The organism is Shewanella nanhaiensis (genome assembly GCF_019457885.1).
Classification (GTDB): domain Bacteria; phylum Pseudomonadota; class Gammaproteobacteria; order Enterobacterales; family Shewanellaceae; genus Shewanella; species Shewanella nanhaiensis.
In genome coordinates, this window is the sequence record NZ_JAHZST010000017.1 from 70,453 (window position 1) to 94,038 (window position 23,586).

Annotated in this window: 18 protein-coding genes; 8 read left to right on the plus strand and 10 right to left on the minus strand. The window is 43.8% G+C overall.

Features of this window, described 5'->3' with window-relative positions; translation table 11 throughout:
* Window positions 1-114: 114 nt before the first annotated feature.
* A complete protein-coding gene (locus K0625_RS19420) occupies window positions 115-1,470 on the minus strand; it encodes a YjiH family protein (RefSeq protein WP_220111185.1) in 1,356 nt (451 codons plus the stop codon).
* Between the two features lie 359 nt (window positions 1,471-1,829).
* Window positions 1,830-3,374 (minus strand): methyl-accepting chemotaxis protein, encoded by a 1,545-nt coding sequence (locus tag K0625_RS19425; RefSeq protein WP_220111186.1) that lies wholly within the window; start codon window positions 3,372-3,374, stop codon window positions 1,830-1,832.
* A 360-nt stretch (window positions 3,375-3,734) separates the two neighbouring features.
* On the opposite strand from K0625_RS19425, the gene K0625_RS19430 reads away from it, so the two are divergent.
* Window positions 3,735-4,415, plus strand: coding sequence for a DUF998 domain-containing protein (locus tag K0625_RS19430; RefSeq protein WP_220111187.1), 681 nt, complete (start codon window positions 3,735-3,737; stop codon window positions 4,413-4,415).
* A 58-nt stretch (window positions 4,416-4,473) separates the two neighbouring features.
* Here the strand turns inward: K0625_RS19430 and K0625_RS19435 are convergent, their stop codons facing one another.
* Both K0625_RS19435 and ubiU read right to left on the minus strand, forming a co-directional pair.
* On the minus strand, window positions 4,474-5,334 hold the full coding sequence (locus K0625_RS19435) for a U32 family peptidase (RefSeq protein ID WP_220111188.1): 861 nt from the start codon (window positions 5,332-5,334) through the stop codon (window positions 4,474-4,476).
* A gap of 14 nt (window positions 5,335-5,348) precedes the next feature.
* On the minus strand, window positions 5,349-6,350 hold the full coding sequence (gene ubiU / locus K0625_RS19440) for a ubiquinone anaerobic biosynthesis protein UbiU (protein ID WP_220111189.1): 1,002 nt from the start codon (window positions 6,348-6,350) through the stop codon (window positions 5,349-5,351).
* Window positions 6,351-6,523: 173 nt separating this feature from the next.
* On the opposite strand from ubiU, the gene ubiT reads away from it, so the two are divergent.
* Window positions 6,524-7,036, plus strand: coding sequence for a ubiquinone anaerobic biosynthesis accessory factor UbiT (ubiT, locus tag K0625_RS19445; RefSeq protein ID WP_220111190.1), 513 nt, complete (start codon window positions 6,524-6,526; stop codon window positions 7,034-7,036).
* A gap of 123 nt (window positions 7,037-7,159) precedes the next feature.
* Window positions 7,160-8,425 carry a GGDEF domain-containing response regulator gene (locus tag K0625_RS19450; protein ID WP_220111191.1) on the plus strand — a complete coding sequence of 422 codons (1,266 nt, stop codon included), beginning with the start codon at window positions 7,160-7,162 and terminating at the stop codon, window positions 8,423-8,425.
* Between the two features lie 60 nt (window positions 8,426-8,485).
* Here K0625_RS19450 and K0625_RS19455 read toward each other — a convergent pair whose 3' ends face one another.
* Window positions 8,486-8,743 carry a YfhL family 4Fe-4S dicluster ferredoxin gene (locus K0625_RS19455; protein ID WP_012326110.1) on the minus strand — a complete coding sequence of 86 codons (258 nt, stop codon included), beginning with the start codon at window positions 8,741-8,743 and terminating at the stop codon, window positions 8,486-8,488.
* A gap of 77 nt (window positions 8,744-8,820) precedes the next feature.
* Window positions 8,821-10,185 carry a prephenate-dependent tRNA uridine(34) hydroxylase TrhP gene (trhP, locus tag K0625_RS19460; protein ID WP_220111192.1) on the minus strand — a complete coding sequence of 455 codons (1,365 nt, stop codon included), beginning with the start codon at window positions 10,183-10,185 and terminating at the stop codon, window positions 8,821-8,823.
* Between the two features lie 309 nt (window positions 10,186-10,494).
* Between trhP and K0625_RS19465 the strand changes: the two genes are divergently transcribed.
* Together K0625_RS19465 and K0625_RS19470 are read left to right on the plus strand one after the other, a co-directional pair.
* On the plus strand, window positions 10,495-11,337 hold the full coding sequence (locus tag K0625_RS19465; RefSeq protein WP_220111193.1) for an HDOD domain-containing protein: 843 nt from the start codon (window positions 10,495-10,497) through the stop codon (window positions 11,335-11,337).
* 72 nt (window positions 11,338-11,409) lie between these two features.
* A complete protein-coding gene (locus tag K0625_RS19470; RefSeq protein ID WP_220111194.1) occupies window positions 11,410-12,924 on the plus strand; it encodes a putative bifunctional diguanylate cyclase/phosphodiesterase in 1,515 nt (504 codons plus the stop codon).
* A 45-nt stretch (window positions 12,925-12,969) separates the two neighbouring features.
* On the opposite strand, the gene K0625_RS19475 is transcribed toward K0625_RS19470, so the two are convergent.
* Window positions 12,970-13,410: a thioesterase family protein gene (locus tag K0625_RS19475; RefSeq protein ID WP_220111195.1), complete on the minus strand. Its 441-nt coding sequence runs from the start codon at window positions 13,408-13,410 to the stop codon at window positions 12,970-12,972.
* Window positions 13,411-13,493: 83 nt separating this feature from the next.
* Window positions 13,494-14,246: a substrate-binding periplasmic protein gene (locus tag K0625_RS19480; protein ID WP_220111196.1), complete on the minus strand. Its 753-nt coding sequence runs from the start codon at window positions 14,244-14,246 to the stop codon at window positions 13,494-13,496.
* A gap of 247 nt (window positions 14,247-14,493) precedes the next feature.
* On the opposite strand from K0625_RS19480, the gene K0625_RS19485 reads away from it, so the two are divergent.
* Both K0625_RS19485 and K0625_RS19490 read left to right on the plus strand, forming a co-directional pair.
* Window positions 14,494-17,544: an EAL domain-containing protein gene (locus K0625_RS19485; RefSeq protein ID WP_220111197.1), complete on the plus strand. Its 3,051-nt coding sequence runs from the start codon at window positions 14,494-14,496 to the stop codon at window positions 17,542-17,544.
* Window positions 17,545-17,603: 59 nt separating this feature from the next.
* Window positions 17,604-18,887 (plus strand): DEAD/DEAH box helicase, encoded by a 1,284-nt coding sequence (locus K0625_RS19490; RefSeq protein ID WP_220111198.1) that lies wholly within the window; start codon window positions 17,604-17,606, stop codon window positions 18,885-18,887.
* Between the two features lie 51 nt (window positions 18,888-18,938).
* Here the strand turns inward: K0625_RS19490 and K0625_RS19495 are convergent, their stop codons facing one another.
* Together K0625_RS19495 and K0625_RS19500 are read right to left on the minus strand one after the other, a co-directional pair.
* On the minus strand, window positions 18,939-20,009 hold the full coding sequence (locus K0625_RS19495; protein WP_220111199.1) for a DUF3083 family protein: 1,071 nt from the start codon (window positions 20,007-20,009) through the stop codon (window positions 18,939-18,941).
* 300 nt (window positions 20,010-20,309) lie between these two features.
* On the minus strand, window positions 20,310-22,250 hold the full coding sequence (locus tag K0625_RS19500) for a radical SAM protein (protein WP_220111200.1): 1,941 nt from the start codon (window positions 22,248-22,250) through the stop codon (window positions 20,310-20,312).
* 666 nt (window positions 22,251-22,916) lie between these two features.
* On the opposite strand from K0625_RS19500, the gene K0625_RS19505 reads away from it, so the two are divergent.
* The gene (locus K0625_RS19505) at window positions 22,917-23,477 is read left to right on the plus strand and encodes a hypothetical protein (protein ID WP_220111201.1); all 561 of its coding nucleotides are present in this window, start codon (window positions 22,917-22,919) and stop codon (window positions 23,475-23,477) included.
* Window positions 23,478-23,586: the final 109 nt, after the last annotated feature.

Sequence of the window (23,586 nt, forward strand, 5' to 3'; positions counted from 1 at the left end):
GTAGTTGTTAAGTCTTTAAGTTTAGAAGCAAATAGCAAAAGTGCGAGGAGTAATTATAGGAATAAAAAAAGAGTGGCAGCGCCACTCTTTGTTAGTTTGAAGTTGTGGTGACCTTTAGAAGATCAGATGAGCCACACCCGCAATGATAGGTAAGGTTACTAAGGTCCTAAGAATAAAGACAACAAACAGCTCCAGTATATTGACTGGAATTTTACTGCCTATCAAAAGTGCGCCGACTTCGCTCATGTAGATAAGTTGAGTAACAGACATGGCCGCGATGATAAATCGAGTCATATCTGACTCAATTGAACTTGCCAAGATAGAGGGCAGGAACATATCGGCAAAACCAACTACGATAGTCTTAGAAGCGGCTGTTGCTTCTGGCACCTGAAGTAGCTCTAGAAGCGGAATAAATGGCATACCAAGGTAGTCAAAAATAGGGGTATGTTCAGCAACGATCAGCGCCACAGTACCGATTGCCATAACGACAGGGATCACGCCAAATACCATATCAATGACGTTTTTCATGCCATCTGTGAGTGTGTGCTTTAGGCCACCAGCTTTTGAAGCCTTATTTAACGCCTGTTCCACACCCCATGATAAAACCCCTTTGCCTGCTGGGATCACCTCATCATCTGGGTGTCTTGGTGTGTCATCAATATAGGTGTCTTTCTTCCAAGACAGCGGCGGTAGTTTAGGCACAATAATCGCCGCCATCAAACCGGCAAAACAGACGGTAAGGTAGAAGGGGACAAACATATGCTCTAACTTCACCTGAGAGATCACGACTAGAGAGAAGGTTATAGAGACAGCAGAGAAGGTTGTGCCAATAACAGCGGCTTCTCTTTGGGTATAGAAGCGAGCTTCATACTGTTTACTGGTCATCAAGATACCGACACTACCATCACCTAACCAAGACGCCATACAATCGATGGCGCTACGTCCTGGTAGATTGAAAACAGGGCGCATAATTTTAGTGAGTAAGGTACCAAATAGCTCGAGTAGGCCAAAGTTGAGTAGAAGTGGAAGCAGCATGCCTGCGAAAATAAATACACAAAACAGCACTGGAAGCAGATCATTGAGTACCAATGCACCTGTATCGCCAGAGCGGATAGCCTCCGGACCTATCTGCGCAAAAGTCAGTAGAATAAATACCGCACCTAAAACCCTAATGATAAGCCACATAGGTGTGACGTTGAGCAGCGAGTTGAGAAAGGCATTTTGGGTGATAAATGCTGGTTTGAGCAGCTTAGTGACCACTGTTGCGATTGCTGTAAAGCAGACTACGCCCGTCACGATAGCGGTTAACCAAGTTCCCAGAAGTGCCTGTAACCCCTTAGATACAATCGCAATTGGGATCGTAATTGCATCTTGATAACTGATTGGGGTCATAAATAGTAATAGGCCTATCAATGACGGAATAATAAATGTCAGTATGGTTTTAATGTTATGGTTTTGTTTTTCTGCCACTTTTTTTTACTCTAAATTATCGGTTCAGTACAATTCCAATAAGTTATCATCTTATTCGAAGTGAAATTATCACTGAATATCCATTCATGCTAAGGAGGGCAAGATTACCCCCTTCATTCCAGTATGTAAAACCTTATCTATTACTCCGGTGATTCTGCATACCGTAGAATAGTTATTGCATCTTTTTGATTAATTATATTGTAGCGCAGGAGAGGGATATTTAGCTATGAGGTTTTTGGTAAAATACTTGTTAAAACAAGGTGTTGGTTATGTGTGTTGTGTGTGATTGTTTTGGCGGGAGATGGCATAGTTTTATCTATGCCATCTATATTATCCGGGCTGATACTGATTGGTCTCAATTAGCCGAAAGTGTCTCGCATCCCCTTTGCTTTGTTTGCATTCTCTTTGAGTTCAAGTACCGAGGCTTCAACACTGTGAACAGCTTGTAGATTCTCGGCACTGGCTAGGCTGATTGAACTTATTCCACTATTGATTTCATGAATAACTTGTTTTTGTTGATCCGCTGCAACGGCATTTTGCTGTGCAAGGGAGTGAATAGTGCCGATGGCTTGGTAGATATTATCGACTTTTAATGCGGCATCTTGAGTCTGTGTTGCGCACAGCTCAGCCTGTACTCGGCTTTGATCCATCTGGCCTGCCCAGCTTGAAAGCATAGAGAACATCTTGTCGACACTTTTAGAGATCCGATTGGTCGATTCTTGAGTTCGGCTTGAGAGTACCCTGACTTCATCGGCAACGACAGAGAAGCCTCGTCCCTGCTCTCCAGCTCTGGCGGCTTCTATCGCAGCATTGAGCGCTAAAAGGTTGGTTTGCTCAGCAATGGCATCAATCTCACTCATCGCCGCTGCCACCTGCTCAGCTTCTTTGTTCAGTTGATTGGCATTGGCCGCAGCATCGCTGACCGCTTGAGTTAAGTCCACAATACTTTTGGTATTACTTTGCATTGAGTCACGGCTATCTAAACAGAGGCGATAGGTTTCATCTATGCTGTTGGAGGTCGATTGGGTATTGTTAGCCACTTCCCCTATGGTCGAACTCATCTCCTCCATGGCACTGGCCATCTGCTCCACTTGCTGGCTCTCTTGGTTGAGCCCTGCGTGAGTTTGATTGGCGGCAACCACAAGTTGATCGGCTATCTGATCTATTTGATCTGCGTTGTCCTGTGAGCGGCCTAATATTCCTTGGATCTTGGCGCCTTGGAGCATGATTTGAAAATCAAGAACTGATGAGGTGTCGCGGCCACAATAGACAAAGCGGCTAACGGAATCATAATCCTGTTTCATCCGCATCAGCTTTTTAGGGACAATAAAAGCTTCATCGTAAAAAATGGCTAAATTGAGTCCCATCAGCAGGGCACCAGCGAGTATCACACCCCAGCCCCAAAACATGCCGGCGATGACTAACCCTGTGGTGGCACAAATAGCAGAAAGAACTCGTTTTTGAGTGAGTGATATAGGATCTTTAACCGCTTTACCACTGTTTAGCCGTTTGTAGATCTTAGCTGCTTGAGTGGTAAGTTGAGATGACGCGGCAACCCGAACAGACTGATAACCTACTATCTGGCCAGCTTCATAAAGAGGTGAAACAAAAGCATCAACCCAATAGTAACTACCGTCTTTACAGCGATTTTTGACAACACCACGCCAAGATTGCCCCGCTTTGAGTTTCTCCCAGAGCTCTTTAAATGCAGCACTGGGCATATCTGGGTCTCTGACTATATTGTGGCTTTGACCGATAAGTTCGGATTCACTGTAGCCGGATATATCGATAAATTTTTGATTAGCGTAGGTGATCACCCCGCGTTTATCGGTGATCGATATGAGCTCATCATCTGGATTAAGTTTGATCTCTCTCCCGGATTGGGGGGCATTTGTTGGCTTCATCAGTTTTCCCGTTCAAACAGCTAAATCTAAGTCAGATCAATTGTCGGTTTTGTGAATTGTATCACTTATGTGCTTGTTTTGTTGTCGCTTTAATTTATTTTGGGTGTTTTTTACTCGGACGTGATATCTTTTGGATGATCATGCTTTTTTGTATGTCACCTGCGATTATTAACACTGATTTGAGTCTTTAGGTTAGTGGTTGCTACTGCTTTGGTTTGCGCCTTGTTTGTCGGTTAAATGGCTTATTTATCAAATTCTGATTTTTTGAAAATTGAATTGTTGATAATTGGCGCTAGACCTCGTTAAAAAAACCTGCTTCCATATATTGTATGGACTAGGTGAATAGCGAACTTAGGGAATATGGTAGATAAGAGTAAAAAACTGTCGAGCCTCGCTTTTAAATTTGGTGTGCTCGGGATAATCGGACTTTTTATCGGTACGGCTCTATCTGTTGCAGGCTATCAGGATTATGATGGGAGCGGATTCAACTTTTTGAATCATACCCTTAGTGAGCTGGGTCATTATGGACACTCTACAATGGCCGTTGTTATCAATGGGGGGCTATTTTTTGGTAGTTTGAGCTTGATTCTATTCTCGCTATTTTCAATTCAATTAATTGATAATAAATTGCTTTATCCTCTCTGTTTCTCTCTTGCTGCAACTTTCTTCTGTTTGGCGGCTGTTGGGTTATTTCCGGTTAATGTCTATCACCTGCACACGGCGGCACTTCAGTATTTTTTCTATTTAGCGACCTGTAGCATCACTCTCTATTTCGTGTACCTATTGCGTCAGGGAGGGATGTTTTACTCTAGGTGGAATATAGTTACCGGACTATTAACCTTGATAAGTTTTACTGTTTTCTTGCTATCTTCATACATCGACCTCGGCATTTTCGGCAGTGATCGTCCTTTCTACCAAGAGATGGTGATGGAGCTGCCTAGGCCTGTAATATGGTGGCCTGCGGCGCTTGAGTGGCTCTGTTTATTACTGTTTCTGGCTTGGTGTTGCGGCATGATCCGAAGTGTGAAAAATCGAGTGTAGCACTAATGATATATATTAAGGCTTTAGCTTTCTAAAGCCTTAATTGACTCAGCTTTGCTTATATCTTTAGGTGGTTAAAGCCAGCTTGTTGATGCCAATAGCCATTACAGTGAGTGTCATCAACTTGGGCGGTTTGTGAGCCCAACTCAAAGAGTTTATCTGCTTTCTCTATGCTGCTAATGCTTGATGGGGATACCCTAAAGTAGTTGACCCCCATTTCGCTCATCGAAGAGAGCTCTGAAGTCAGATCGATACAGGCTGCAGATTGAGTCTGTATGCCGTTGAGCCTTAACAGAGGTTGAGACTCCTGAGTTTGAGCCAGTAATCCCTTAGGATTTTCGATACAGATTGTTTGGCACTTATCTTTGACTAGGCCTTTCTGCCTTGCTGTAAAGCAGCGAGCGGATAGCGCAAGAGGCAAAAATCCGTGGCCAAAAACCTCAATCTCAAACTCAGGTTTTTCGACAGAGATGACTGTATTAAGCCAATGTTTAGAGAGCTCAACTGGCATGACAAAGCGCTGCATTCCCCACCTATGAAGTGTCTTTAGGCTGGCTAAGTTGTAATTATTAATGGTTGGGCCGCAGATAAAGGGAAGCTTGTTCTCCTTGGCGGCCTGAACTGCCCCCATGTCATTGGCTTCTATTATAAATTCGCCATTTTCTACCTGTTTTTTTAATTCAGTATATTCAGAGGGGGCTTCGAGTAGAGCCAGTGTTGATAATACGACCTCTTTGCCTGAGTTCCTTAACATATGGGCTAAGTCCATATAGTCACTGAATTTCAACTCTCGACGGCGGCTACAGATGGTTTCCCCGAGGTAAACTAAGGGAATTTGACTTGAGGCTACCTGAGTGTAGAACTCTATAACTTTCTCTTTGGGCCAGCAATATAGAATAGGGCCGAGTGATGCTTTCATTGTCTTATCCTTAATTACTGCCATGTGCGCTCATAGGCCCCTAAGGTGGTCGTTTGTCCTTCGGATACTTTGGCTAATGCTCTATCCCATTCAACTTGAGTTTGAAAGTTATCAGGATTATTTAGGTAGGTATCGATAGCGCGCCGCCATACTTGAGTCACCTGCTCGACATAGGCGGGACTACGCTGACGGCCCTCTATTTTTAAAGAGACCACATTTGCCTTAGCCAATTCGGGCAGCAAGCTTAAGGTGTTTAGACTGGTTGGCGACTCTAACAGGTGGGTCGGAGTGCTGTTATGTTCAGTGGTGTAGCGACCTTTGCAGACGACAGGGTAGCCCATCTGCTCATCGATACCAGATTTATCGATTAACACCTCATTGAGCCGAGTTAACCTGTTCTCTCCCTCCTCTTGCCAACGTACATGCTTTGCGGGTGAGCATGAACCGCCAGTGTTTGGTGATTGCCCCGTCACATAAGATGACAGGTGGCAGCGGCCTTCAGCCATAATACATAGGCTGCCAAAAGCGAACACCTCAAGATCCACAGGGGTGACTTTACTTAGATCTCTCACCTGTTTCATCGATAGAACTCTGGGAAGTACCGCGCGCTGAATATTAAACTCCTCTTTATAAAGCTTAAGAGCACCAAGATTGGTGGCACTGGCTTGTACTGAGAGGTGAAGAGGGAGGTGAGGATAATGGCTGTGGGCATAATCTAATAACGACAGATCAGCGATGATGAGTGCATCCACGCCTGTGTTTGCGGCTATATCGACCGCCTCATACCAACGCTTTTCCTCTCTAGGTTTAGGGAAGGTATTGATGGTTAGGAAGATCTTTTTACCCTGCTGCTTAGTATACTGGGCGGCTTCTTGTAGCTTTTTTGGGGTAAAGTTCAGTCCTGCGAATGAGCGTGCATTTGTGTCATTCTTTAATCCTAAGTAGACGGCATCGGCACCTGCGTTAAGGGCGGTTTTTAGTGATGCTAAATTGCCTGCTGGGCACAGCAGTTCCATATTCTTGCTCCGAGATACTCCCAAAAATTGAATTTGGAGTTTAAAAGGGATTGGCTGTCGATTACTTGATATAAAACAGGTTTGTGATCATAAAATCTGGTTAAACTCTTTTTCTTTTTAACTCTCCTGTTATAGGAGGAGATCGGTTACCTGTATTAAGGAGTGAGATCAAGATGCAAACACCTTTTTTGAACAGTATGGCTAAGCAGCTGCTGGAGTTTGGGCCTAAATTGGCTCGCCGTCCCTTAGGTTTGGTTCCTTTTCGGCTTAAAGCGGAAGTTTTAGAGCGACTATTAGGGCAACTGCTTGCCCAGCAGGCCAGTGATGAGGAGTTAGATTTTCTCAAGGGGAATTGGGTAGCTATCGATATTCTTGATCTGGATTTAAGGTTCGAGGTTAGTTTTGACTCACGCTGGCTAGTGCGTGAGCCTGAATCTGCAGCAGTGACCTTCTCTGGTCAATCAAAAGAGCTGCTTTTGGTGGCTGCAGGTAAGGAGGATCCTGATACCTTGTTCTTCCAACGTAAGCTGTCAATCGAAGGGGATACTGAGTTAGGCCTTGAAGTTAAAAATTTACTCTTGAGTATCGAGTTTGACACTATGCCTTCTCCTCTTAGACACAGTATTGAGAAACTGGCGATGGTGATTTTGCAACTGCAGCTTAAGGCAAACCCTGAGTTAGCATAATGAGCTAAGTGGAGTTGATTAGCTCCACTGTTTATCCTTAAATTCCCTTCTGTTTAACTGCTACGCTTAAGGTGGATATTCACTTAGGTACACTTAAGAGCAGCTGGATCTGAAGGGACGTTAATGATGAACAACTTGCTAGTTGTCGAAGATAATAAGGCGATAGCTTCCGTTATTGAACATATCGGCGGCTCGCTAGGTTACCGAGTTACCATCGCATACTCCTTCGCTGAGCTGAAAAGCTTACTGGTGAGCCATCATGATTTTTTTGCCGCAACGGTGGATTACAGCTTACCTGATGCGGTCGATGGGCAGGCGATTTTCCATGTACTTGAGCACAATATTCCCTGCATCGTGATGACTGGAAAGATGAATAACGCGATTCATCAAAAACTACTCAGTTTACCTATCGTCGATTATTTAACAAAAGAGAATTCACAGGCCTACCATTATCTACTGAGAGTGCTCCATGGGCAGCTAACAAACCATGAGATAGGCGTATTAGTTGTCGATGACTCACTGTCGGTGAGAAGTTATGTGTGTAACCTATTAAGCCGAAGAAACTTCACGCTTTATGATGTGCCTGATGGTACTAAGGCGTTGAATGCTTTGGCTATGCATCCGGAAATAAAGTTGATTATTACCGATCAAGAGATGCCTGGCATGAATGGCATAGAGCTGGTGCAGGCGGTGAGAAAACAGTTTGTCGATAGAGAGTTGGTGATCGTTGGCTACTCAGGTATCGATAAACCTTATCAATCAGCACGTTTTATTAAAAGTGGTGCAGATGACTATCTACAGAAGCCCTTTTGTCCTGAAGAGTTCTATTGCCGCGTCTTTAAAAACATCGAAAAGCTGCAATATATCGAAGAGATAAAGATGGCTGCCGATATGGATTATCTGACTTCGTTATCCAATCGTCGTCATTTTATCGAGCAGTTGACTGAGCACTTCGATGAACTGCTAGTCAATAATCTAGAACACCTGTTAATTTTTATTCATGTAGATGACTTTAAAGGGATAAATGAAACTTTTGGTCACAGTGGTGGAGATAAGGTTTTAGTGGAGCTTGCTGAATTGTTGAAAAAAAGCATTGAGCCTCCCTACCGAGCAAGGTTTGGGGGAGCAGAGTTTTGTTGTTTAATCTCAGGTTCAAGTTTGGTGAAAAATAGAGAGATGGTAGATAAGTTAACACAGGCTGCTAGTGCACTTTCATTCACTCTTAAAGAGCGTGACATGTGCTTTAAAATCACCGTCGGTGGGGCGCAAATGTACGAAAAATCAACGGTTAAGACGTTACTGTCACAAGCCGATGCGGCATTTCAAAAGGCATTATCACAGGGAGGAAACTGCACTGTTATCCATGATGTACAAGAGGAGGGAAGGTAAAAAATTGGAGGCTAGTAAGCGGGCTAAAGAGAAAACCCACTTATTATATCTGTCAGTATTTTAGCTTACAGGTTTACCTGTGATCAGGTGATACTTCACTAAGAGTTCATCGTCTGACTCGTTATGATCTGGATCTGGGTCGATACAATCGATAGGGCATACAGAGATACAGGTAGGTTTATCATAGTGGCCGACACATTCAGTGCAGAGCTCAGGGTCAATCTCATAGATCTCCTCGCCCATAGTGATCGCCTGATTTGGACATTCAGGTTCACACATATCACAGTTAATACAGCTATCGTCGATTAATAAAGCCATTGTCTATCTACTCGTTTATGTACTTTAATGACCCTAATACCATTATTAGAGTCACAGGAGGCTTCTACCGTTTTCGCTTATACTTGAGCGTGGGGATTACGGGTATCTTGACCTTGAGGCAGATTACGCAATAAAACGGCTTTATCTGTTTCAACGCCCTCAGGTAGAGCCAAGAACACGAAATGACCTGAACCTAATCCAGCTTCAACTGATTCACCTTTACGGTTAAACAGCTCCTCGACTTTGATGGTTAGATTGCCTTGTGGGGTCATCACCTCAACGTTGTCACCGACACTGAATTTATTTTTTACATCGATCTCAGCCATGCCTACGGTGTTACGTTTACCTGTAAACTCACCCACAAACTGCTGGGTATCACTGATAGAGTAGCCATAATCATAGTTCTGATACTCATCATGTACATGACGACGTAGGAAGCCTTCGGTATAGCCTCTGTGAGCTAAGCCTTCAAGGTTATGCATCAAGGTACGGTCAAAATCTTTACCTGAAACGGCATCTTCGATTGCCTGACGATAAAGCTGTGCGGTACGAGCGACATAATAGAATGACTTAGTACGCCCTTCGATTTTCAGTGAGTCTATGCCCATTTTACTTAAGCGCTCGACATGCTGAATGGCACGAAGATCTTTGGAGTTCATGATGTAAGTACCATGCTCATCTTCAAAGGCTGGCATATATTCGCCAGGGCGACCCGCTTCTTGAAGTAACACGATATCGCTGCTTGGTTGACCCGCACCTAAGGTTGGTGTTTGGATCTGAACATCTGGCTGTACCGCTATGATGTCGCCAGAATCGGTTTCAGTTGCTTCATGGGCATCATATTTCCAGCGACAAGCATTAGTGCAGGTGCCTTGGTTAGGATCTCGCTTGTTGATATAGCCAGAAAGTAGACAGCGACCAGAGTAAGCCATGCAAAGCGCGCCATGTACGAACACTTCCAGTTCAATATCTGGGCAGCGCTGACGGATCTCCTCAATCTCATCGAGAGAGAGTTCACGTGATAGGATTACGCGCTTAATCCCCTGTTGTTGCCAAAACTTCACCGACGCCCAGTTGATCGCATTGGCTTGGACTGATAGGTGGATCACTTGATCGGGAAACGCCTCTCTAGCCATCATAATAAGGCCTGGGTCTGACATGATTATCGCATCTGGATTCATGTCGACGACAGGTGCCATATCTTTAATGTATGTCTTAAGCTTGGTGTTGTGCGGTGCGATGTTACTCACCACGTACAATTTCTTGCCAAGATCATGGGCTTCTTGGATACCTGTGGCTAGGTTTTCCATCTTAAAGTCATTATTTCTTACCCTAAGGCTGTATCTAGGTTGGCCTGCATAAACTGCATCAGCACCATAGGCAAAGGCATAACGCATATTTTTCAGTGTCCCTGCAGGAGACAACAGCTCAGGTTTAAACATAATTACTCTCAGTTAGCGAATATTTGGGTGATAAGCGGGCGGGCATTTTACTTAATGTTTGTGTGGTTATCAAATTTTGCCCAAGAAACTTCCACACCCCTTATTATATCAAGTTTTTACTCAGAGAAGGGGGATGAAAATTTTAATGAAAAAATGATTTTTACTCCCTAAAAATCCTAAAGTTAGCTAGAATCTAAACAAGCCGTTAACTTAAATCGTGCTTATTATATTATGGCTTAACAAGTCTGCGGGTTTGGTCGCCTTCTTTTTTATAGAAAAATTATTTGAGATTCAAAATGGGGATAAAAAATGTCAACTGAACATCAATTGTTGGTCGGCCTTTTAAAAAAGTTGAAAGCAGATGCACTAGTGTTACCGACGCTTCCTGAGGTTGCGATGAGGGTTCAGGAGGTGGTTTCCAGGCCGGATTCAAGTCCAAAGCAGGTTGCTGAGATTATCGGACAAGACGCTGCGATATCGGCGCGTATGATTAAGGTGGCTAACAGTGCACTTTATAGCAGGGGCATTAAAGCTGAAAATGTAAACTGTGCGGTTACACGGATAGGCTTGACTCAGATTAAATCCATCGCAACTTCTGCAGCGATGGAGCAGCTCTTTATCTCAACCAATGAGATGGTCTGGGAGGTGATGGATGAGGTGTGGGGAAGCTCAATCGATGTGACCTCTGCGGCTTGCTCTATGCTGCAAATCTATAATAAAACCCATAAGGGATGTGGACTCAGTTTTGATACGCTAACTTTAGCCTGTTTAGTGCATAACATAGGTGCGCTGCCAGTGCTTAAAGAGGCTGAAGCCCATCCTGATATGTTTACTAGCATAGATCAGCTCAGAGCGTTAGTGAGAAAGATGCAGGGGCCAATAGGTCGCGCCGTATTGAAGAGTTGGGAGTTCGCACCAGAAGTGACTGAGGTGGTAGAGAGATGGTCAGATCTATCTTATCTGCCTGATAATGTAGGTTATCTTGATTTTGTTAGGGCCGCAGCTTTTTACACTGGAGAGTTAAGGGCTGGTATTGAGCTTGAAGAGCGGTTAGATCTGTATGCTAAACGTGGCTTGCCGGTTTCGGCTGAAGAGTTAGCCAGTGATGAGTTCTTGGAAAAATACCACTCTATAAAATCGAGCTATGAATAGTTGTTGTCTTGGTCAATATTGGGGTAAGCTGAACTTTAGCATCGTTCCTTTTAAAGGGTGTGCATTACTTACGTGGACATTGGCTGGTATTTAGTTCTTTTACTGATTATCTGTATCGCTGGTATCATCTTTTGGTGCCGGCATAGAAGGGATGAAACCAAATTTATTCATGCTCTGCTGCAACAAATAGAGCTACTTAAGAGTAAAGAGGGGGCACTAAATTTAGGCGATATCCCCTCTGAACAACTCACTCAACTCGATGTTCCCAAAAGATACCTTTCCCTCTATCGTGCATGGCGTCAATTTATTAATGGCTTGCCGGTCCCTAATGATAAAGACAAGCTGACAGGGCTTGCTAACCGCTTAGGACTAAAGTCCCGTTTTCTCACCTTGATGCCTATTACTCAGGGCACCTTAGTACTTATCGATATCTATCAGTTTAGATTTGTTAACGATCTCTTCGGTTTCTCTGTTGGCGATAAGTTGCTGCAGATCTTATCTGAACGCTTACAGGGAGAGGGAAATAATGCCTCATTTCTTGCTCGTATGAATGAAGATGAGTTTCTTCTCTATTTTGAACAAGCACAAGACGAAGCAAGGCTGTTAGCTATCCGTGAGAAGCTGCAGATGCCGTTTAATATTCAGGATATCCCGATCACAGTCCAGATCCAGATGGGCTATCTAGATCTTGCTCAGCATCATACCTATGTGAGCCAACTATTGAGGCGGCTTGATCTCGCATTGATTAAAGCTAAAGAGGATAAACATCTTTTTGCCAGCTATTCAGAGGGAGACGATCTTAGCCAACAACGTCAACTCGGGATCATAAATCGACTTCCTAAGGCATTAGCCAGAGGAGAGTTGTATATGGTGTATCAACCAAAGCTAGATGTGTTAAGTGGCGGATTTAGCCAGGTTGAGGCCTTAATACGTTGGGAGCATGAGGATTTAGGTATGATCTCTCCTGCTGAGTTTATCCCCCTTGCTGAGTACGCTGGGATGATTGGGTTAGTCAGTGAATGGGCGCTGGATCAAGTGATCTCCCAGCAACATAAGTGGCAGCAATCGGGACTGTCACTACAGGTTGCGGTAAATCTCTCCTCAAAAGATATTATTAGCGGCACCTTATGTGACGATATTCAGACCAAATTCGATAAGTATGGTTTAGAGACCAAATTGCTCTCCATTGAGATAACGGAAAGTAAGCTGATGGACGATATGGAGATGGCAGTTAAAACCATTGAAAAGTTGAAAGCGATTGGTGTCGATGTCGCCATTGATGATTTTGGTACGGGTCACTCCTCCCTTGCTTATCTTAAGTACTTTCCTGTTGATGAAGTGAAGATAGATAAGGCATTTATCGATGAGCTGATGAGTGATAAACATGCTAAACACATAATGAAATCGAGCATAGAGCTAGCCAAAGGGCTTGATTTTAAGGTTACAGTTGAAGGGGTCGAGACAGAAGAGGTGAAGTCATTGCTGGTGGAGATGGGGGTGGATAAGATCCAGGGGGATCTATTTGCAAAACCGATGAGCGCGTTAGAGCTCGAAGTGAACTGGCAACAATTGCAATTAAGGAAGTAACCTCTTGTCACTAAGATTAGGGGAGAGAAGCTCCCCAAATCGGGCTTAGGAGGTTGAGTCAAAAGACTGCTTAAGCAAGGCAAGTAGCTCAGGTGTCATCGGTGCCAATTGGCGCGCCTTGTTCATGCATACCATCTCAATATTGGCTGTCACAGCGGGTTTGCTGGCATTAGGGCGCCATATCTCCTGTTTCCAAATGGTTCTGTACTTGCTCTCAAAACAGAACTGAGTTTTTACCTCTATAATATCTGCAAATTCAACGCCGTCATGACACAACATATCGCTGCGATAAACCGCAAAGCCTAACCCTTGCTCCTGCCAAAGAGAGGCGAGAGTGTCTGCACCGATAACATGCTCTCTTGCCCGTTCAAAATACTTGAGAAAGTTGGGGTGGTATACAACGCCGGAGAAGTCGGTGTCTTCATAATAGATCTGGATCGGAAAGTGGAAGGTTTGGCTGTAATTCAGTGCTTTCTTATTCTGCATGGTGCCACGGGATCTGGAAAAATTGGCGCTAGTCTAACATAACCTTTCTAGTCAGAGGTTATACCTCTATATCGACCTTAGGTTTAATTTCTTGCAAGTGAACCAGCCGATGCCATTATCTCTTGATAACTGCCGTCATCCTTTAGCCTTGTTAGTCCTCTATCTAATAGCTCGGCTAACTTAGATGCATGGGGGTTGAGTTTTGAAAATGCCAGATAGACTTGACCTGTATGATTGGTAAATATCTGCTCTATCTCTTGTGAGACGCCCATCTGGGTAATATATTGCTTGGCAACCAAGTCGTACATAATGGCGACATCGATTCTATCGAGTAGTAGTAGGTTGATGAGTTGATTATGGTTGGAAAGGGTGATTAGTTTGATATTGGGAAGTTGCTTTAGCTCGTCTCCATACTCATAGCCACGAATGATCCCGACTTTTGTATTGGATGGCAGTTGCCATTTATCTTTCGCTTTAACCGGTGTCGATACCTTGTGGTAGAAAGAGGCCGTGGCTGAGAACAGGGGTTGTTTTCCAAAGATAAACTCTGATTCAGTGCTCTGCTCTTTGACTAAGTTAAATACCCCATCGACTAAGCCCTCTTTCGCCATCACAACCGCCCTTGAATAGGGAACCACGATACTATCAACTTTAATCCCGACAGTAGAGAATGCCTGGTTAATAAGCGAGTGAGACACGCCTGTACCTGACGCCTTAGCAAAAGGAGCCCAATTATCTTCAGCGGCGAGTTTTACTGTTTTTAAGCTTTCATTTGCTGTGGAAAAACAACAAACTAAGGAGGTAATGAGTAAGAGTGTCAATCTAGTGTGAAGCATTTAAATCCCTTTAAGTGAAGTGAGCATCCTATGACTCAAGCCACAATGATAAATGAGTTTTAAACAAAAGCTGACTATTATTTGCATATTTCACTCATATTTACAGTTTTTCCTGTTTTCTCTTCGCCTTCCTGTTTTTTACTTTTGAGCTGAGGCTGATAGCTTCTCATCTGAAAATTGTACAGTAACATCTCTGCTAAACTAAAGACTTGATACTTCATATTTACTATTGAGAACAGTTAGGCTTATGGAGCCAAATGTGATCTTTACTTTAGTGCAAAATACTGCGCTCTTGTTAGCCATGGTATTTATCTATGATGCGGTACCCAGAAAGCAGCGAGATGAGTACCTTTTTCTCTGGCAGCTCACTGTAGGAGCCATCATAGGCGGCATAACCATGACCAGCATGATGACATCATGGGAGTATTCCCAAGGTCAGTATTTCGATGCTCGCTCAGTCATACTCGGGATCTCTGGCGTTTTTTTTGGCGGATTACCTACGCTTATTGCTGTGAGCTCTGCTTCTATTTTTAGACTTTATGAAGGGGGAGTTGGGTTTTGGTCTGAGATTAATATGATGGTTTCGGCTGGATTATTGGGCTGCTTGTGGCGTTATTACTGCCATAGAGCTGTTGTTGATATCTCTAATATTCAGTTCTACTCCTTTGGCATGATTCTGCAATTTATCTCTTTGCTATGGTTATTTATTTTGCCCTTAGAGATGGCTTTGAATACGTTAAATAATGTTGCCTTGCCGATCTTAATTATCTACCCAATTGCTTTTTTACTGATTAGTTCACTACTTGCTAGGCGACTTGAAATAGAGCGAGATGCCTATATTCAGCTTCAGGATGACCTCATTTTTCGTTCTCAATTCAACATTGGCAATATCGGTATTGCAATTTCATCGGTGGATCAACACTGGATCAAAGTTAATCCACGGGTGTGCCAGATGCTTAAATACAGTGAAAAAGAGCTATTGGCAATGAAGTGGAGTGATATGACCTATTTTGAGGATCTTCAAACTGGGTTAAATCAGTTCGATAGAATGCTCAAGGGGGAGATCGATGAGTATGAGATGGATAAACGGTTTGTGGCTAAAGATAACTCAATTGTTTACACCCATTTAACTGTTGCTTGTCAAAGAGAGAATAATAAGGTTCGGCTCGTTATCTCAGGTTTGTTGGATATTACTTCCCAGAAGCTCGCTGAATCAGCCATGCGTGCTAGCCAAGAGCAGTTAGCTTTAGTCTTGGATAGTAGCGAACTAGGTTTATGGGATTGGGATATCAAATCTAACAAAGTCGATCGTAATACCCGCTGTGCGAGTCTACTTGGCTGCAGTGTCGAAGAGTTAAACCGAGATGAAAGGGTATGGATCAATGCCATTCATCGCTCCGATAGAGTCGATGTATTGCACTCTATTGATGCTCACCTTAAGGGAGATACCTCACACCACAGTATCGAATACCGCTTACATACTTTCTCAGGGGAGACCATCTGGATCCAAGACAGTGGCAAAGTGGTCAGTAGAGATGAGCAAGGCTCTCCTATTCGTATGTGTGGTACCCATATGGATATCACGGCACGAAAAAGGGGGGAGGAGTCTCTTAATCTGGCGGCTTCTGTGTATAACAACTCCAGTGAGGCGATGAGTGTTCAGGACAAAGAGGGGAATATCATCACCATAAACTCGGCGTTTACTGAGATAACTGGTTATAGGGAAGATGAGATAATTAATCAGCACATCAGCATCTTGCAGTGTGATAGCTCGAGTAAGAAAACCTTTGTGCAGATGAGGAGCACTATTGAAGAAACCGGGCGGTGGAATGGAGAGATCTGGCTTAAACACAAAACGGGCTCTGAGCACATTGTTAGATTAACCATCAATAGCATATTGGATAATCGAGGCGAGGTTTATCGGCGAGTGGCGCTCTTCAGTGATATAACGGAGAAGAAGCAAGCTGAGCACATTATCTGGAAGCAAGCCAACTATGACCCTTTAACTAGCTTGCCTAACCGGCGGATGCTACTGGAATATCTAGGCACTGAGCTACTTAAGTCCGACCGTAGCAAGCAGCATTTTGCTCTGATGTTTTTAGACTTGGATTTTTTCAAGGAGGTTAACGACGCTTTGGGTCACGATATCGGTGATCAGTTGCTGGTTGAAACGGCAAAACGCTTGAAGGGCTGTATTCGTGAGTCCGATGTGGTGGCACGATTAGGGGGAGATGAGTTTACAGTGGTGCTCTCTTCGATTGCGGATCATAAAGGGGTTGAGAGAGTCGCTGAAAAAATCCTAGCCAGACTCTCGGAGCCTTTTAGTCTCGGAAGTGAAACCGCCTATATTAGTGCCAGCATCGGGATCACTCTCTATCCAGATGATGCTCAAACGATAGACAGTTTACTTAAGCATGCGGATCAAGCTATGTATGCAGCAAAAGGCTTGGGGAGAAATCGCTACCACTACTTTACTCCCTCAATGCAGGAGTATGCAAAATACCGAATGTTACTGATTAGAGATCTTCGCAAAGCGATAAGTAAGCAGGAGTTTGAGGTTTATTTTCAGCCCATTATCGATATGAACACAATGAAAGTGTTAAAAGCTGAGGCGCTTATTCGTTGGCACCACCCTGAAAGGGGAATAATACCTCCCAGTGAGTTTATCCCAGTAGCGGAGGAGACGGGATTGATCATCGATATTGGAAATTGGGTATTTGAGGAGGCTGCTAAACAAAGTGCTTATTGGCGTGAGCAGTATGGGGTTGAGATACAGATAAGTATTAATAAATCACCTGTTCAGTTTCGCGATGAAAGAGGCAGTTTTGAGAGCTGGATTAAGCAGCTTAAGGAGCTCAAGCTTGACAGCCATGGGATCTGTATCGAGATAACTGAAGGCTTACTACTCGATGTCGACAGTGGGGTATCAGAGAAACTGTTAGCATATCGGGATGCGGGAATTCAGGTTTCATTGGATGATTTTGGCACAGGCTACTCCTCTCTCTCCTACTTGAAAAAGTTTGATATCGATTACCTAAAGATAGATCAATCTTTTACTCAAAATTTGGCATCTGACTCAGACGATCAAGCCTTGTGTGAAGCGATTATTGTTATGGCACATAAACTGGGAATGAAGGTGGTAGCCGAAGGCGTTGAGACTCAGTTTCAGTTAGCCACGTTAGTGGAAGCGGGTTGCGATTATGGCCAAGGTTACCTCTTCTCTAAGCCAATTCCTGCTAAGGCGTTTGAGGAGAAATATATTCTTGGTCTATCTGAGTTAGCCAAGGTATCGTCATAGCCAGTAAGTACAATTTTTGATAGACTCCGCCCTCATTTATTTTCCCGGACACGCTTCCCATGAAGTTTTCAGCATTTGACCTATCCCCTCTTATTCTTGACGCCATTGAAGTGTGTGGATATCAGCAATTAACGCAAGTGCAATCAAAAGTGATCCCTGTCGCTATAACTGGCTGCGATCTAATGGCTTGTGCAGAAACTGGCACCGGGAAAACGGCGGCATTTGCATTGCCGCTACTGCAAAAATTATTGGATGAATCCATAGATAAAAGCGCACTGAGGGGATTGATACTGACCCCAACACGTGAGCTTGCAATTCAAGTTGCTGAGAATATCTCACGTTATAGCCAGTTCACTTCGCTGAAAACCTTGGCGGTTTACGGTGGTGCGAATATGAATCCACAGCGTAAAGCGTTAAATGCAGGTGTGGATATCTTAGTGGCGACACCTGGACGCCTGTTCGACTTTATCGGCCAACATGGTTTAGACCTTTCAAGTGTTACCAGCCTTGTGATTGATGAAGCCGACAGAATGTTGGATATGGGTTTTGTTCGTGATATCGAGCGTGTGAAAGGGTTAGTTGCTCGCCAACATGTGACCCACTTCTTCTCGGCAACCTATAGCGATGATGTTAAGTGCTTAGCAGAAAAGATGCTCTGTGAGCCGACATGGATCAATGTTGCCACCAGCAAGTCGGCATCGAGCGTTGAGCAAGAGGTTTATCTTGTCGATAAACGCCGTAAAGCGGAGTTACTCTCTGAGCTGGTTGGTCGCAATAATTGGCAACAGGTGTTGGTATTTGCTAGCTCAAAAGAGAGCGCAGAGCATATCCAGAAAGAGTTAAAGCTTGATGGGCTTAAGAGTGCAGTTTTTCACGGCGATAAAACTCAAGGGGCAAGAAATCGCGCGTTAGAGGAGTTTAAAAACGGTGCTCTGCGTGTGCTGGTGGCCACTGATGTTGCTGCCAGAGGGCTGGATATTCATGCACTCCCGCTAGTGGTTAATATTGAGCTGCCTTTCGATGTTCAAGATTACATTCATCGTATCGGGCGTACAGGCCGCGCAGGATTGACTGGACATGCTATCTCCTTTGTCTGCCCATCAGATGAGAAGATGCTTGAGGAGATTGAATCGTTAATTGAGCGTAAGCTGCCCCGTATTGTCGTGCCAGGCTATGAAGAGGGCACTCCACTTCCGGCCCGTTATCGTGACAGTGCTGAGGCGCCTAATAAGAAACGCGTCGAGAGACGTAAAGGCAAGCCAGCAGGTAGAAAAGAGCAAGCTCGTCGCGCTAAGTCTACAAGCGATAAGAGCAGTTACTCAAGTCGTAGAAGTAAGAGATAAACCTTAGCGGTGTAAACCGCTAAGGTTTTTTAATATTTCGATCTGCTGCAATTAGCTATTTTGGTAGCTAATATGCTGGTGGAAGCGAACAATAAGATCTTCGTGGGATCTATCTAATTCAAGCTCAGAGGTGAACTTTTTGAGGGCATCTTCAACTTGATTCATAAAGCGGCCAAATCCAGCATCTTTATAATCTTTTTTGCCTGCTACTATAGTAAAGCTAACGGTTTCGACTAATTGGCTACCATCCCAGTGACGAACAAATTGCTGCTCCTCTTGGTTGGGATCGAACCCTATCATCTGTACTTCATCTGTCCCATCAACTTGATCATACTTACTATTGCGCACAAGTGGCGTTAATCCATTGGCGACCATAGCAACTTGCTTTAGCTGTTTTGCCGATGTGGCTTGCAGAAATGCATCTTCTAGTTTCTGATACAGTGGCGTGAAGTCATTAGTATGCTCCGGCAATATTGATTGCTTGAGTCGACGACCTAAAGGCAGTTTTACCGTGACGTAGCTCAGTGAGCTGTGCTCCTCCGGTAGCGGGCAATTTCTTGCCTTATATCTAGGACCTATAGCACGCAGTTTAAAGCCGTAGCTTTCCTTGTTACCTTTTGCCTTAGCGAAGAAATCATAAGAGAGGTGCTGATGATCGCGAATTTTTACGGTCAGCTCATTTTCCGGCAGTTGTGGCATCAGCTTGGTGAGAAAAGATTGCACCTTTGCATGGAAACTGGCGGAGTTACTACGAATTTCATCGCCTGTAGCTAAGAAAACAATCCTGATTTTACGTGCGCGATAGTTATCGTCAGTGATAAGGTTTTGCGCTTCATGGTAGGCAGGATTATAGAAAAGTATTATCTGCTCAGCAGTTTGGAAACAGTAAGCCTCTGTGTGGAAGCGCACAACGGGTAATTTATCGTTAGTGATCACATGAATATTGCTGAGCTCTTCTTGATCCGCAAGACTGAAAATAGAACGGCTAACGGTTTGGTAACATGTTTTAAGATCAGGGTAATGAGCCAGCAAAGCGTCCGTTACTTTAATCTCTGCTGTGATGTATTGATTCGTACGAGCAGCTTTAGGTATATACACTTTTTGCTGATGGTTAAGGGACATAAATACTCCTTGTAATAAGTTAACCATGTGTAGCTTGGTGCGAATGATAGCGATAAATTATGTCGGAAATGTTGCGATAGAACACATTTTTACCTGCTAGGCACATACTACGCTTTGAATATGATTTAATTCTTAAAAAATATGACAACATCTCCGTGACACACCATAGGTGGGCTGTCATCGGATAACAAGTATTAAATCTCTTTTGCTGGGGGAGTGACTCATTTTTCTTTGAGTGTTGGTGGGGAAGAAGTAAGCCACTCTCTTTGGAATAAAAAGTGGCTTATTACTCAGTTAATTCTATTGGTACTCTTTATTACTGGTGATGAGATTGTTAATCGCCTTTGAGATGAGATCTTTTTTCATCTTTGTGGGGGCAACATTCTGGTTAAACCAGAAACTCATCGGCTGCTCAAAGCCTATGCCGTGCATATAGTTGTAGATGGCTTTACGTAGGCCCTCGCCAAGCATCTCATGATCGGTATCTGTGGGATCGATAAAGTCCACATCGTTTTCTGCAAATAAGATCTCAGGGCGATCGATAAGCGTGATGCCAAATTGCTCTGGATTCATACCAATAGGGCTGTGAACTGTGGCTACAAAACGGTGCCAGTATGCCGATTGGAAACAACCTTGCTTCATCATCTGACGCACCATCTCCAGTGAGTCGACGGTCTCCTGTTCGGTTTGCGTTGGAAAGCCATACATCAAGTAGGCGTGAACCAAGATGCCAGCGTCACTGAAGGATTTAGTCACTTGGGCGACTCGCTCAACACTGACACCTTTTTTCATCAGTTTTAATAGACGATCTGAAGCCACCTCAAGGCCACCACTTACCGCGATGCAACCGGAATCTGCCAGTAATTGGCAGCGAGCTTGACTAAAGGTTCGCTCAAAACGGATATTGCCCCACCAGCTGATCACAACATTGCGCTCAATGAGGCGTTTTGCGAGGGTAAATAAAAGCTTTGGCGGTAGAGCCTCATCAACGAAATGGAAACCTGTTTCGCCAGTCTCTTCGATGAGTTGCTCGATTCTGTCCACCAATACATCGGCGCCAGCGGCGTCGAAACGGTCGATATAATCTAGGCTGACATCGCAAAAGCTGCACTTACGCCAGTAACAGCCATGAGCTATGGTGAGTTTATTCCAGCGTCCATCGCTCCATATACGGTGCATAGGGTTGAGCATTTCACACAAAGAGAGGTATTCATCTAATGGCAGGCCATCGTAAACCGGTGCACCCACATCGCTTTGTGGAATATCCTGCAGCGCTGAATTTTCATTGAAGTGTACGTAAGCCTCGCCATTTTCATCTTCAGCAAGGAAATAGGTGCGCACCAAATCATCGGCTTCACGCAGTCCTTGAAAGTACTCAAGCAGCGTCAAAAAGGGACGTTCGCCGTCATCTAGGCAGATAAAATCGACAAACTCAAACACACGGGGATCTTTCAGTGCCCGCAGCTCGGTATTAATAAACCCACCGCCCATAACAATAGGCAGTTCAGGATTGATAGCCTTACAGGTCTGCGCAATTCGCAGGGCGCCTAGCATGTTGCCAGGAAAAGGCACGGTTAAGGCAATGACACTAGGCTGTGTCTCTTCCAGATACTGCTCAACCAGCTGCTCTAAAATCTCCGAGCTGAAACTTGGCTCGCCCATCAAGGTCTCGTAAAGATTATCAAAGCTTGGGTTCGCTGCCGCTAATTGCTCGCCATAACGGCTCACTTCAAAGTAGGGGTCGACTCCCTGAGTAATGACGCTGGAGAGATCATTAATAAACAGGGTGGCTAGGTATTTGGCTTTATCTTGTACGCCTAGGTTACCAAAGGCGGCTTGCAGTACATCACCCGACACCGCTTCCATCTGCGCAATGGTGTCAAATGCGGGGCCTTCAGGTAGAAAGCGACGTGAGTTAATACGCATTGCCAGACTGGGATCTTTGCCCTGTAAAAAGCGAATCGCACTTTCGACGGTTTGATGATAACGGTCAAATTCAGCTAGAAAGTTAAAGACGGCATCAGGCAACTCATCATCTTCAAAGTGCTCGAAATTTTCTTCAACATGTTGGCGAATAATCTCTAGCGCCGGCGCTGTCATCATCTCTAGGAAAAGCTCAATCGCAGGGTCTCGCTGAACCGCATCTATGCCTTGGGAGCGCAAAAAGCCCGTTAAATACGCTGTTGCCGGGTAGGGCGTATTCAGCTGGGTCATGGGAGGGGTCATTAGAAGAACGGTCATAGCCTGCCTTAAATAGTAAAACCTAAATACTCTGTTAAAACTGAACGGTGCGAAAACGATCTGTTAAAAGAAGCCAATAGGAACAGAGTGTGGCAGTAAGCCTCTGTGTCAGGGCTGCTGCCAAAAAATAAAAGGGGATTCTAACAAATGAGCTAGATAAAACCCATCATTTAGCAGCCTTCCAATGAAGGCTGATTACATTATCCGATTTATTTTCTGGCTGAATTATTGTTACCGTCATCCTGAACTTGTTTCAGGATCCAGCTTTATGTTATTGGATAGTTTGTTTGAATGTCTCACCTTCATTGCTGTTTATTGCTTGCTGCAGGTAACGTGCATGGACTTGAATGTTACTTACATACATAAGACATTTCCCATATCCCTATGGCTCAGTGTGGAAAATGCCTAGAAATGGAGGGAGCATTTCCGGCCATGTTTTGGAAGCTCGCTGTCGAATCTACACAGGCCGATTTACAAGAAGATTATCTCTTCGATTGAACCATTAGTTAATTCGCTACGACCCCTTTGTTAAATAGCCCACCAAAGAATAAAGCCAAGTGAAAAATTGAATAGCCATAGAAACTTCGATATTGTCCTTGTATGGTATTAAAAGTCAATCAAGAACGAGTAACTCTACAGGCTCGTTAGCATTTCAGGAAAGTTTAGATGACATGGAAAGTTTTGTATTTCGGTGAAAGTCACCCATCCATTAGAAAGCAGCTAAAGATTCATTTACTAATGTTTATTCTCATTTCTTCACCATATGGGTATTGGGGAGACTTTGCTCCTAGTAACTGGATCTTTTACTTAGGTAACGGAATCGCATTATTATTAACATTGGTTTCAATTTTTTATATTTTTAAGAACATGAAAAAACTTAAAAGTAGTCCTCAAATGATAAAGCTAACTTCAAGGCAAAGGAATACTGGCTTATTATTTTTACCTATTGTTGTATTTTGCTTCGTTGGACTATTTTTTACGTATAGTTTACCTGCAATGTTTACAATGTTAATTGGTCAAGATTTTAATACTAAAACTTTATTAACTAAAGTAGAAACTACCAGCAGAAAATCCTGCAAATATAGAGTCGAACCCAAAGAGTTAGAAGGCCTGTTGCCTTCTTATATTTGTATTGATAAGTCTCAATTTAACAGTCAAACAAATGAATTTTTACTTAGCGGGAAAAAGTCAATTTTGGGTAAGTTGTATCGAAGTATTGAGCAATAAACTGCTAACAAGAGATTATGGCGTCGATAGCTAGTTTTTAGCTTTTGATACTTTCCACATTATTCCCCAAAAAAAAGCTGTCTCTCTGCATTGAATTTAGAGGGACAGT

Bases quoted from the DNA above. Each gene is read 5' to 3' on its own strand.
- K0625_RS19425 (WP_220111186.1), bottom strand. From the start codon at position 3,374: ATGAAGCCAACAAATGCCCCCCAATCCGGGAGAGAGATCAAACTTAAT.
- K0625_RS19430 (WP_220111187.1), top strand. From the start codon at position 3,735: ATGGTAGATAAGAGTAAAAAACTGTCGAGCCTCGCTTTTAAATTTGGT.
- K0625_RS19435 (WP_220111188.1), bottom strand. From the start codon at position 5,334: ATGAAAGCATCACTCGGCCCTATTCTATATTGCTGGCCCAAAGAGAAA.
- ubiU (WP_220111189.1), bottom strand. From the start codon at position 6,350: ATGGAACTGCTGTGCCCAGCAGGCAATTTAGCATCACTAAAAACCGCC.
- ubiT (WP_220111190.1), top strand. From the start codon at position 6,524: ATGCAAACACCTTTTTTGAACAGTATGGCTAAGCAGCTGCTGGAGTTT.
- K0625_RS19450 (WP_220111191.1), top strand. From the start codon at position 7,160: ATGATGAACAACTTGCTAGTTGTCGAAGATAATAAGGCGATAGCTTCC.
- K0625_RS19455 (WP_012326110.1), bottom strand. From the start codon at position 8,743: ATGGCTTTATTAATCGACGATAGCTGTATTAACTGTGATATGTGTGAA.
- trhP (WP_220111192.1), bottom strand. From the start codon at position 10,185: ATGTTTAAACCTGAGCTGTTGTCTCCTGCAGGGACACTGAAAAATATG.
- K0625_RS19465 (WP_220111193.1), top strand. From the start codon at position 10,495: ATGTCAACTGAACATCAATTGTTGGTCGGCCTTTTAAAAAAGTTGAAA.
- K0625_RS19475 (WP_220111195.1), bottom strand. From the start codon at position 13,410: ATGCAGAATAAGAAAGCACTGAATTACAGCCAAACCTTCCACTTTCCG.
- K0625_RS19480 (WP_220111196.1), bottom strand. From the start codon at position 14,246: ATGCTTCACACTAGATTGACACTCTTACTCATTACCTCCTTAGTTTGT.
- K0625_RS19485 (WP_220111197.1), top strand. From the start codon at position 14,494: ATGGAGCCAAATGTGATCTTTACTTTAGTGCAAAATACTGCGCTCTTG.
- K0625_RS19490 (WP_220111198.1), top strand. From the start codon at position 17,604: ATGAAGTTTTCAGCATTTGACCTATCCCCTCTTATTCTTGACGCCATT.
- K0625_RS19495 (WP_220111199.1), bottom strand. From the start codon at position 20,009: ATGTCCCTTAACCATCAGCAAAAAGTGTATATACCTAAAGCTGCTCGT.
- K0625_RS19500 (WP_220111200.1), bottom strand. From the start codon at position 22,250: ATGACCGTTCTTCTAATGACCCCTCCCATGACCCAGCTGAATACGCCC.
- K0625_RS19505 (WP_220111201.1), top strand. From the start codon at position 22,917: ATGACATGGAAAGTTTTGTATTTCGGTGAAAGTCACCCATCCATTAGA.